A 9433-nucleotide genomic window follows, 5' to 3' on the forward strand; every position below is an offset into this window, starting at 1 on the left:
TTGAGATCCTGCACGTTTTTGTTGGCGAAATTCAATAGCTTTTCCACTATATTTTTAACTTCTGGGTCTTTTGAGGTTGCTAAGAAATATTCATAAAACCGCAGTTCCATCGTGATTTTCATATAACCTGCCCATAAGTTGGATACTTCGGTCGCAGTCAATTCAACCTGGGTTTTGTTTGTTGTCTCAGTCATTCCATACACTCCTTTCCTATTATTGTTACTTTTAAATAAGAAATTATTACTGTTAGGGAGATTTAGTATGTGCGGGCTCTATCGCCAGTCAGTACATAGAAAGAAGAAGGATGGAAAACCTTATAAAAAGGAGGTTTTTAAGTTGAAAAAGTTCTTATTAATGTTTTTGCTGGCATTCTCCATGTTCTCCATCACTGGCTGTGGAAATGACGAAAAACCTGAAGTTGGAGAAGATGTGGAAGATGTAGAGGAAGAAGATGAAATGGGTGACGGAGAAGTAGATGATGAATAGTTTTTAAATATTGATAGTGGAAACTTAATAAATACAAACAGTTTATCATCATTAAGTTTAAGTATGAGAAACGGTCTTTCTATTAACAGAATAGAACCTTTTTCCCCTCATTAATTCGCATAAAATTTTAATTAAACATCTGTAGAGATCATCGTTTAAGCAAAAAAGAGCAAAATCTATCCTCTTTGCTCTTTTTTTATTGTCTATCCCAAACCTTGTATTTCTTTTGTGTAATGATTGACATCTGACCGGTCAGTCATTAATATTATAATGAGCTAAATAAGTCATTCAGGGGTAGGTGTACAAGTGAAAGGTTTAGTTAATTTTGTTCTAGGAAATAAGCTTGCAGTCTGGCTGCTTACAATGATCATTACTGTATCTGGAATTTATTCAGGGACAAGAATGAATATGGAGACAATCCCGAATATATCGATTCCTTACTTAATGGTAATGGATGTCTATCCAGGTGCAACTCCTGAAAAAGTAATGGAGGATGTGTCCATTCCAATCGAGAAAGCGGTGGAAGGACTTGAGGATGTAAAATACGTTTATTCCAATTCATATTCCAATATGTCTAGCATTCAAGTGGAATATGAATATGGCATTGATATGGATGAGGCAAAGCGTGCCCTGCAATCTGCTTTAGATGCTGTAGAGCTGCCAGAGGGGGCACAGGAGCCAAGCATTACAGCAATCAGCATGAATATGATGCCTGTTGCAGCGCTTAGTGTCAGCAGTAACAAGGAAGATATTGTTGAGCTAACGTCTACAGTTGAGGATATCATCCTCCCAAAGATTGAAAAAATTGATGGTGTTGCATCTGCAACAATTACAGGACAACATATCGAAGAAGTCGACCTTACTTATAATGAAGCAAAAATGGCTGAATTCGGCCTGACCGAGGATAAAGTAAAAGAAATGATCAAGGCTAGCAACCTGGCAGTTTCCCTGGGACTTTATGAGTTTAAGGAAGGGGAGCAGGCAGTTGCTGTGGACGGCAAGTTCATGACAGAAAATGAGCTGAAGAACATGCTGATCCCGGTTACACCTTCAGCAAGCAATCCTTCACCATTCGTGAAGCTGAGCGATATTGCTGACATTGAATTGGTTGGTAAGGTTCAGTCTGTATCCCGGACGAACGGCGACGATGCCATTGCGATTCAAATCGTTAAAGAGCAGCAGGCAAATACCGTTGATGTTGTGAATGAAGTAAAAGATTTGATAAAAGAAGAAAAAGCAAAGATTGACGGCTTGGTCATCGATGTGTCTCTTGACCAGGGGAAACCAATTGAAGAATCCGTTTCAACGATGATTGAAAAAGCGGTATTTGGTGGATTGATCGCTGTTTTGATTATTCTTCTCTTCCTAAGAGATTTCAAATCTACGATTATCTCGATCGTTTCTATCCCCGTTTCAATTTTCATGGCCTTGCTGCTGTTGAACTGGATGGAGATCACGCTTAATATTATGACGCTTGGTGCGATTACGGTTGCGATTGGCCGGGTCATTGATGACTCTATTGTCGTCGTCGAAAATATTTATCGCCGCCTGCACTTAAGAGAAGAGAAGTTAACAGGCCGCGCCCTTGTACGTGAAGCGACAATTGAAATGTTCAAGCCGATTCTATCTTCTACATTAGTAACAGTGGCAGTATTCGCACCGCTTATTTTTGTTGGGGGAATGGTTGGTGAGCTATTTGCTCCATTCGCATTGACGATGACCTTTGCACTTGGTGCATCCCTGATCGTCGCAATCACGATTGTGCCGGCTTTGTCCCATTTCTTATTCAAGAAGAAGCTATATGGTGAAAAGACGGAAAGCAGCCATAAGGAAATTGGCAAATTAGCTAACTGGTATAAAGGCGTACTGAATAAATCGCTTAATCATAAAATCATCACTTCACTCATTGCTGTCGTTTTACTTGCTGGCAGCCTTGCACTGACACCAATCATCGGCTTCAGTTTCATGGGCAGTGAAGAAGACAAGGTTATGTATTTAACGTATACGCCTGGAGCAGGTGAGCTTAAGGATGAAACGTTAGCGAATGTTGAAAAAGTGGAAGAAAAAATGCTGAAACGTGATGACATAGACATCGTTCAAATATCTGTTACGGAAGAGGCAGACCAGATGTCGGCAATGATGGGGCTAGGCTCTGGCGGTGCGTTAATGTATCTGATCTTTGACCCTGACATGGAAAACTTCTCTGAAGTCCGTGATGAAATAGAAGAATATGTGTTCAACCTTGGTCAAAGCGGTGAATGGAAGAGTCAAAATTTCGGCGGAATGTCGATGCCAGAAAATGAAATCAGCTACACATTCTACAGTGAAGATTTAATTAAACTTAATAAAGCTGTGAAAATGGTAGAAGAAGAAATGAAAAAAAATGACGGCTTGAAGGATGTCTCTTCTAGTGCAGAGGATGCGTATGTTGAGTATACCTTTAAAGTAGAACAGGATGAATTGCTGCAGTATGGCTTAACTGCAGGTCAAATCGTCATGATGCTTAACCCGTCAAAAGCGAAGGATGTATTAACAACGATTGAAAAAGATGTCGAAACCCTAGATGTCATTGTCCAGCAGGAGCAAGCAAAACAGCCGGAATCAATCAATGATATCCTTTCTACACCGGTTCCTACAGCGCTTGGGAAAACACTGCCTCTGTCGGAGCTTGTTACTGTAGAAAAAGGAACAACAATGAACACACTTGCTCGCAGCAAAGGTGAATACTACGCGTCGGTTTCAGGAACAGCCATCGATGATGATATCTCAAAAGCTACGTCTGAAATAGATAAGGCAATTGATAGATTGGATTTACCTAAAGGTGTTGAAGTTGGGACTGCTGGTGTGCAGGCAGATATGACGGAAACGTTCACCCAGCTTGGTGCAGCTATGCTTGCTGCAATCGCTATTGTGTACTTCATACTGGTGGTAACCTTCCGTGAAGGGGTCGCACCATTTGCCATCCTATTCTCGCTTCCATTCGCAGTCATAGGTTCATTCGTCGGATTACTGATCGCAGATGAAACCATCTCTGTTTCGGTTATGATGGGTCTATTGATGCTCATTGGTATCGTCGTGACGAATGCCATTGTACTCGTGGATCGTATCATCCATATGGAGCGAGAAGGTATGACAATGCGTGAAGCAGTCCTTGAGGCTGGCGCAACCCGTCTCCGTCCAATCCTGATGACAGCCATCGCTACTGTCGGTGCACTGATTCCATTGGCAATTGGCTCTGGCGGAGGAGGCTTGATTTCAAAAGGTCTAGGCATTACCGTAATCGGCGGATTGATAAGTTCGACATTATTAACTTTGATTGTAGTACCAATTGTGTATGAGGTGCTATCTAAAATATTCAAAAAGAACCGAAGAGAAATTGAAGAAAACTAATTACTTTGCCCTGCTGAATGACTAGTCATTTGGCGGGTTTTTTTGATTTTTTGGCTCTGATATAGTTCAATGTTGATTTTAAGCGCCGGTTGATTGGAGCGGAAAGCGAGTGCCTGGAGCGGAAATCAACAGACAAGTTTTAATGGGTATTTACGTTTTATTTAACCAGCAAGCATTTATATTAAGTTATAATAGGCATTGCAAAATAAGGGAGGAAAATTACTTGTCAAACTTGCCAAATTGCCCAAAATGCAATTCAGAATATACTTATGAGGACGGCAGCCTTTTAGTTTGTCCAGAATGCGCCTACGAATGGTCATTAGAAGAAGTAACAGGGAATAGCACAGACGAGAAGATTGTGAGAGACTCCAACGGAAATGTCCTGAATGACGGAGATACAGTGAGCGTCATCAAGGATCTTAAAGTGAAGGGAACTTCATCAGTCATTAAGATCGGTACTAAAGTAAAGGGTATCCGATTGGTTGATGGTGACCACGATATTGACTGCAAAATTGACGGTTTTGGTGCGATGAAGCTGAAATCTGAGTTTGTTAAAAAGATATAAAAATGAGCCAGGCTTTTAGCCAGGCTCATTCTATAGTCATTATAAGGATCGTGCATGGGAGCTTTGCTGTGGATAGCGCCAGCCAAAGTCTAATTCTAAATTGATGTTGCCATTAATTGTCTATAATTAAAGAGGGTCCCAACAAGTTGGGACCTCGATATATTAGTATTTGTTCAATTCTTTTTCTTCTCCGTATGCTAAAGTAATGACTCCTGTCTTTTTATAATCCTTCAACAGTTCAGCTAAATCTTTGTCTTTATCAATCATAAATTCTACGACCGGGAAGGCCTGCAATAATTGATTCAAGGTTTCTGGAGAGGTGGCAGTTTCTTTGGTAGGGAAGGAGTGGCTAGGAATCACATATTTTACGTTTAATAATTTTTTTACAGCGTAGGCAGCTTCCTTCGGTCCCATTGTAAAATGTCCAGAAGAAGAAAGTATCGCGATTTCGGGTTCATACACCTCTTGGATCAACTTCATATCCATCATTAAACCGGTATCTCCGGAATGGTATAACGTGTAATCATCTTTAAAATTAAATATATAACCAGCCGCCTCCCCAGCATAGACAGGGGTTCCCTCCGTCTCGCCATAGGAGGATGTGTGATTTGCCTGAACCATAGTAATCCTTACATCCTCAAATGCAACAGAACCACCAATATTGATTGGCAGGACATTTTTGATGCCTTGCTGGAGAAGGATCATCGCCAGTTCATATTGAGCCATAATCAATATTTCTGGTTTATGTTCCACTAATTTTGGCAGTCCGCTTGTATGGTCAAAATGACCGTGTGTTAGTAATACACAATCAATCGACTTATAAAATTCTGCTGAATTTAAATGTTTTGGAAAACCTGGATTCATATCAAAGAACGGATCAATTAAGTAATTTTTCCCATCCTTGCTTTTTATTATATACATCGCATGACCCAATCGCATTATTTTCATGTTTTGTCCCCCCCTAAACCTAATGTATTATCCACTATGATTATTTTATTTTTCGAAATGTAAAAACAGAACCATAGGTGATTTGAAAATAACACACATCTTCCGACAGGGGAGGGGAGGTGAACAGATAGAAAATAGAGGAAATAATTGCTTTAAAAGCTTTGTTTACAAATTCGTTTACCTGTATACATTTTGTAAACATCGTGTATACGAAATGGTTTACATGTTTACAAATGCGTGTACATTCAGGTATATCAACATGTACACATGAATGTGATCGTTGTGTACAATTATGTATACAAAACTCTTAAAAGGTTTACAGCTTGTTTACATGTTTACAAATATATTTCTTTTCACCCGTTTTTATTGCAGTATCTATTATTTGGCTTTACCTTTAAAATAGTAAGAGTATATACATAAGTACTTAGAAAACAGAAAAGGAATGATATAAATGACAAAATCCAGAATTGCAGCTGTTGATGTAGGTAATGATTCTATTAAAGCTATTTTCGGAGAATTTGATAATGAATTGAATATCCCTAATATTGTAGCAAGGGATACAGAGGACCGTCCTGTCATCGGAATTGAAGAGTTAGATACAAAGGATCCTATTGATGGGATTCATATTAGAGTCCACTCCCCTGCCCTGAAAGAAAATAATGCAATTTATCGTGTGGGAAGCTTAGCGACAAAAAGCGACAATGCTACTGAATTGGATCCGGGAAGCAGCAAGTCTGAAGAAGACCAGACATTAGTCATGCTTTTCGCTACCTTGGCATTAGATGCCGTTCAAGAAGAAAATGGAAAGCTTTTTCCAAGGTCAAAGAATGTGATCGATGCAAACTATACACTTGGAACTGGTCTTCCGCTTCGTGAAGTAAAGGAAGGAAAAGATGCTGGATACCGCTCAAAATTAGTTGGATCTGTCCATCAGGTAGAGTTCCTTGTTACTCCGAAGTATCAGGGCATTAAAGTGAATATTAAATTTGAAGAAGTGAAAGTCTATCCTGAAGGCTTCGCAGCTTACATTAATCTAGTAATGGATAATAGCCTGAAAATCATTAACAAAGATTTAATTGATAGAAGAATTTTAATCCAGGATATTGGCGGCCTATCAACTGATATCGCTGTCATTAAAAACCGCAATGTTGATGATGATAAGGCACAGGGCTTCAACCTTGGTGTATCTGAGGCGTTAGAACAAATCAGAGAGGAAATCCGCAGCAAACACGGCGTTGAATTGGACAGCCGAAGAGATGTTGTTGAGATTATCACACGCAAAAACGACCGCAACCATATCATGGTCAAAGGAAGCCGTACAAGTGTACATGACATTACTGACCGCATCCTTCTTGAATTAGCGAAAAAGCAATATCGCCTGCTTCGCAACGTTTGGGCAAAGAACTCACAATCAGAAATCTGCTATTTCGTTGGCGGCGGTGCAACTGTTTTGAAGGAATATATCAAAACATTAAATAATAACCTTGACGGCTATAACATCGAATTCTTTGAGGATGAAAAAGAGAGCATCTGGATGATGGCGAATGCTTATTACAAGCTGATCATGGATTATGTGAAAAAGACAGAAAAGAGTAAACCTGCTACAGAGCCTGTAAAAAGCTAAAATAAGGTGATCCTATGAAAAAAACCAACCCAAACGAGATTAAGAGAGGACAAGCAATATCATTTCGTGTTCCTTCTGACACTCCCGACCACATTTTAAGGCATATGCAAAAATTGAAAGAAACAGAGAGAAGGAATTTCTCCAGTAAGATTGCTGAATTTGTGATGCAGGGTGTTGGCAGCTCTCAATCAAAGGAACGGGAAACCATTACCATCCCTCTTCCTCGTAATCTAAGTAAATCACAACGGGATTGGGTAAAGCATGAGCATTCTGAGGCCTTGCTTGGCAACATTGTTTATCATCTGTTAAGCGATCCGGTTCGCGCTACATCTCTGCTTGCTTCATTGAACAGTAAATCGACTGAAATAGATGAGGCGCTGTATTTGCAGGAAGAGATTGACTATCCGAGAGCGGAAGCGGAACAGGAAAACAGCGGTATTCTGGCGACAGAAGAGGCAGCGCCAGCAGCAGAAATGGATTCATTTGATGATGATTTAGATTCTTTTGACTGGGAATCTATGAAACAAAATGATGATAAAGTCTCGGAAGAAGAGCCGGAAGAACAAGAAGACGATTTAGATGACATTCTTGGAGATTTTCTTGCTAAAATGAATAAGTAATTATGCCAAAAGAAGACCCCTGGGATCGAGAATCCAAGGGGTCTTTTCGTTATTACTCATAAGAGCGTTCTAATTCGTCAATCAGGGAGCCCACATAAGCGACAGCTTTGCTGACCGGTTCTGGCGTCGACATATCAAGACCAGCGTGCTTCAATAACTCCAGAGGCGTCATGGTGCCGCCTGCGCGGAGCACCTCGAGCCAGCGGTCAACGGCTGGCTGGCCTTCTTCCTTAATCAGCTGAGCGACGGCAGTCGATGCAGTCAAGCCAGCAGAGTAGGTATACGGATACAAGCCCATATAGTAGTGAGGCTGGCGCATCCAGGTCAGGCTCGCTCCTTCATCGATTTCAACCGTGTCACCCCAGAAGCCCGTAAGTACTTCGGCTTTTATTTCTGTCAGAGTTTTTGCTGTCAGAGCTTTGCCAGCTTCAGCATGAGCATAAACCCTGCGCTGAAACTCAGCTTCAAGCAAGTGCGTGACAAAGTTATGGTAATACGTACCTAGCAGTTGCAGGACAACCCAGCGGCTCATCTGCTGATCATCTTTATTTTCATTTAGCAGGTGCTGTGCTAACAGCATTTCGTTCATTGTGGAAGGAGCCTCAATGAAGTACATGGATGGACGAACATTCATGATGCGCTGATTTTTGTTCGCTAAATAAAAATGTCCTGCATGGCCGAATTCGTGAGCCAGTGTAAAGCAGCCGCGCATATTGTCTGCCCAGGTAATCAGGATATATGGATGAGAACCATATGGGCTCGAACAGAAAGCACCCGTTGATTTCCCTACGTTATCAGCGAGATCGACCCATCTTTCCTTAAAGCCTTTTTCAATCATTTCCGTATAGTCTGGTCCCATTACCTTTAATGACTCCGTAATGACTTTGCTGGCCTCTTCGAAAGTGATTTCAGGGTCAAAGTCTGGATCAATAGGAGCTTTTAAATCACAGAACATCATCTTATCCAGCCCCAAGACCTTCTTCTTCAGCTGGGCAAAGCGGCGCATGTGCGGTGCCAGCTCTTTATAAATGATGTCAATTTGGTTATTGTACATTTCTAAAGTTACCTGTTGTGGTTCAAGCAGCATGTGTGTGACGGATTCATAGTTTCGAAGGCGGGCGAGTGTCACTTGCTTTTTTACCTCTGTAGAATACGTTGCCGCAATCGTATTTTTGTATTGTTTAAGAGTGGATACAAAAGACTCGTATGCTTTTCTGCGGATATTTGTATCCGGTGAAAATTCGTATCGGCTTTCGAAAAGCGCAAACGAATTAGGCAATTCATTGCCTGCCTCATCCTCGATTGATGAAAATTCCATATCGGCCAGTTTAGCCATTTCATAAATTTTATATGGAGAAGCATGAACTTCGCCTAGTGCGGCGATCACCTCTTCGGTTTCCGGTGATAGCTTATGTTTTTTTGTTTCAAGAAGCTCTAAGAGATTTTTCCGGAATGGCTCAAGTTCAGGCTCCTCTTGCAGGAACTTTTCTATGGAGCCATGTTCAAACGCAAGAATTTCAGACGAGATAAATGACAAGGAAGCCATTGCGTTCGTGCTAATAGCAGCAATCTTCGCTGAATTGGACTGATTAACAGGATCCGTTCCGTCTGCTGATTGTTTCAAGCTGGCATATGTACGGGCTTTAGTGAGCTTCATAGAAAGCTCTTCCTGGGCGACGAGGCATTCTAATAATGTCTTTGGTCCTATATGTAAATGGCCTTTAAATCCTGCGAATTTAGTTATATCTGCTTGAATATCCTCCAGTGCGGCTTCCCAAGCCTTGTCAGAGATGAATAAAT

8 protein-coding genes are annotated in these 9433 nt (G+C 40.9%); 5 read left to right on the plus strand and 3 right to left on the minus strand.

Translation table 11 applies throughout. From position 1 onward, the window contains the following. Positions 1–194 (minus strand): DUF3231 family protein (locus WB217_RS00495; protein ID WP_423989620.1); only part of this gene is annotated, 194 nt, incomplete at its 3' end. Between the two features lie 142 nt (positions 195–336). On the opposite strand from WB217_RS00495, the gene WB217_RS00500 reads away from it, so the two are divergent. From WB217_RS00500 to WB217_RS00510, 3 genes are all read left to right on the plus strand, one after another. Beyond that, positions 337–486, plus strand: a complete 150-nt coding sequence (locus WB217_RS00500; protein ID WP_423989622.1) for a hypothetical protein — start codon at positions 337–339, stop codon at positions 484–486. A 306-nt stretch (positions 487–792) separates the two neighbouring features. Continuing rightward, the gene (locus tag WB217_RS00505; RefSeq protein WP_423989624.1) at positions 793–3876 is read left to right on the plus strand and encodes an efflux RND transporter permease subunit; all 3084 of its coding nucleotides are present in this window, start codon (positions 793–795) and stop codon (positions 3874–3876) included. Positions 3877–4099: 223 nt separating this feature from the next. Continuing rightward, a complete protein-coding gene (locus WB217_RS00510; protein WP_423989626.1) occupies positions 4100–4441 on the plus strand; it encodes a zinc ribbon domain-containing protein YjdM in 342 nt (113 codons plus the stop codon). A gap of 162 nt (positions 4442–4603) precedes the next feature. On the opposite strand, the gene WB217_RS00515 is transcribed toward WB217_RS00510, so the two are convergent. Beyond that, positions 4604–5389 (minus strand): metal-dependent hydrolase, encoded by a 786-nt coding sequence (locus WB217_RS00515; protein WP_423989628.1) that lies wholly within the window; start codon positions 5387–5389, stop codon positions 4604–4606. Between the two features lie 451 nt (positions 5390–5840). Between WB217_RS00515 and WB217_RS00520 the strand changes: the two genes are divergently transcribed. Together WB217_RS00520 and WB217_RS00525 are read left to right on the plus strand one after the other, a co-directional pair. After that, on the plus strand, positions 5841–7013 hold the full coding sequence (locus WB217_RS00520; RefSeq protein WP_423989630.1) for a ParM/StbA family protein: 1173 nt from the start codon (positions 5841–5843) through the stop codon (positions 7011–7013). Between the two features lie 14 nt (positions 7014–7027). Next, positions 7028–7633, plus strand: coding sequence for a hypothetical protein (locus tag WB217_RS00525; RefSeq protein ID WP_423989632.1), 606 nt, complete (start codon positions 7028–7030; stop codon positions 7631–7633). 52 nt (positions 7634–7685) lie between these two features. Here WB217_RS00525 and pepF read toward each other — a convergent pair. Then, on the minus strand, positions 7686–9433 hold a 1748-nt coding region (gene pepF, locus WB217_RS00530), incomplete at its 5' end, for an oligoendopeptidase F (RefSeq protein WP_423989634.1).

The sequence above is a fragment of the Mesobacillus sp. genome (assembly GCF_049588175.1).
Classification (GTDB): Bacteria; Bacillota; Bacilli; order Bacillales; family Cytobacillaceae; genus Mesobacillus.

What these genes read in the sequence shown, in the direction of transcription:
- WB217_RS00515 (WP_423989628.1), bottom strand. Translation starts at nt 5,389, where the DNA reads ATGAAAATAATGCGATTGGGTCATGCGATGTATATAATAAAAAGCAAG.
- WB217_RS00520 (WP_423989630.1), top strand. Translation starts at nt 5,841, where the DNA reads ATGACAAAATCCAGAATTGCAGCTGTTGATGTAGGTAATGATTCTATT.
- WB217_RS00525 (WP_423989632.1), top strand. Translation starts at nt 7,028, where the DNA reads ATGAAAAAAACCAACCCAAACGAGATTAAGAGAGGACAAGCAATATCA.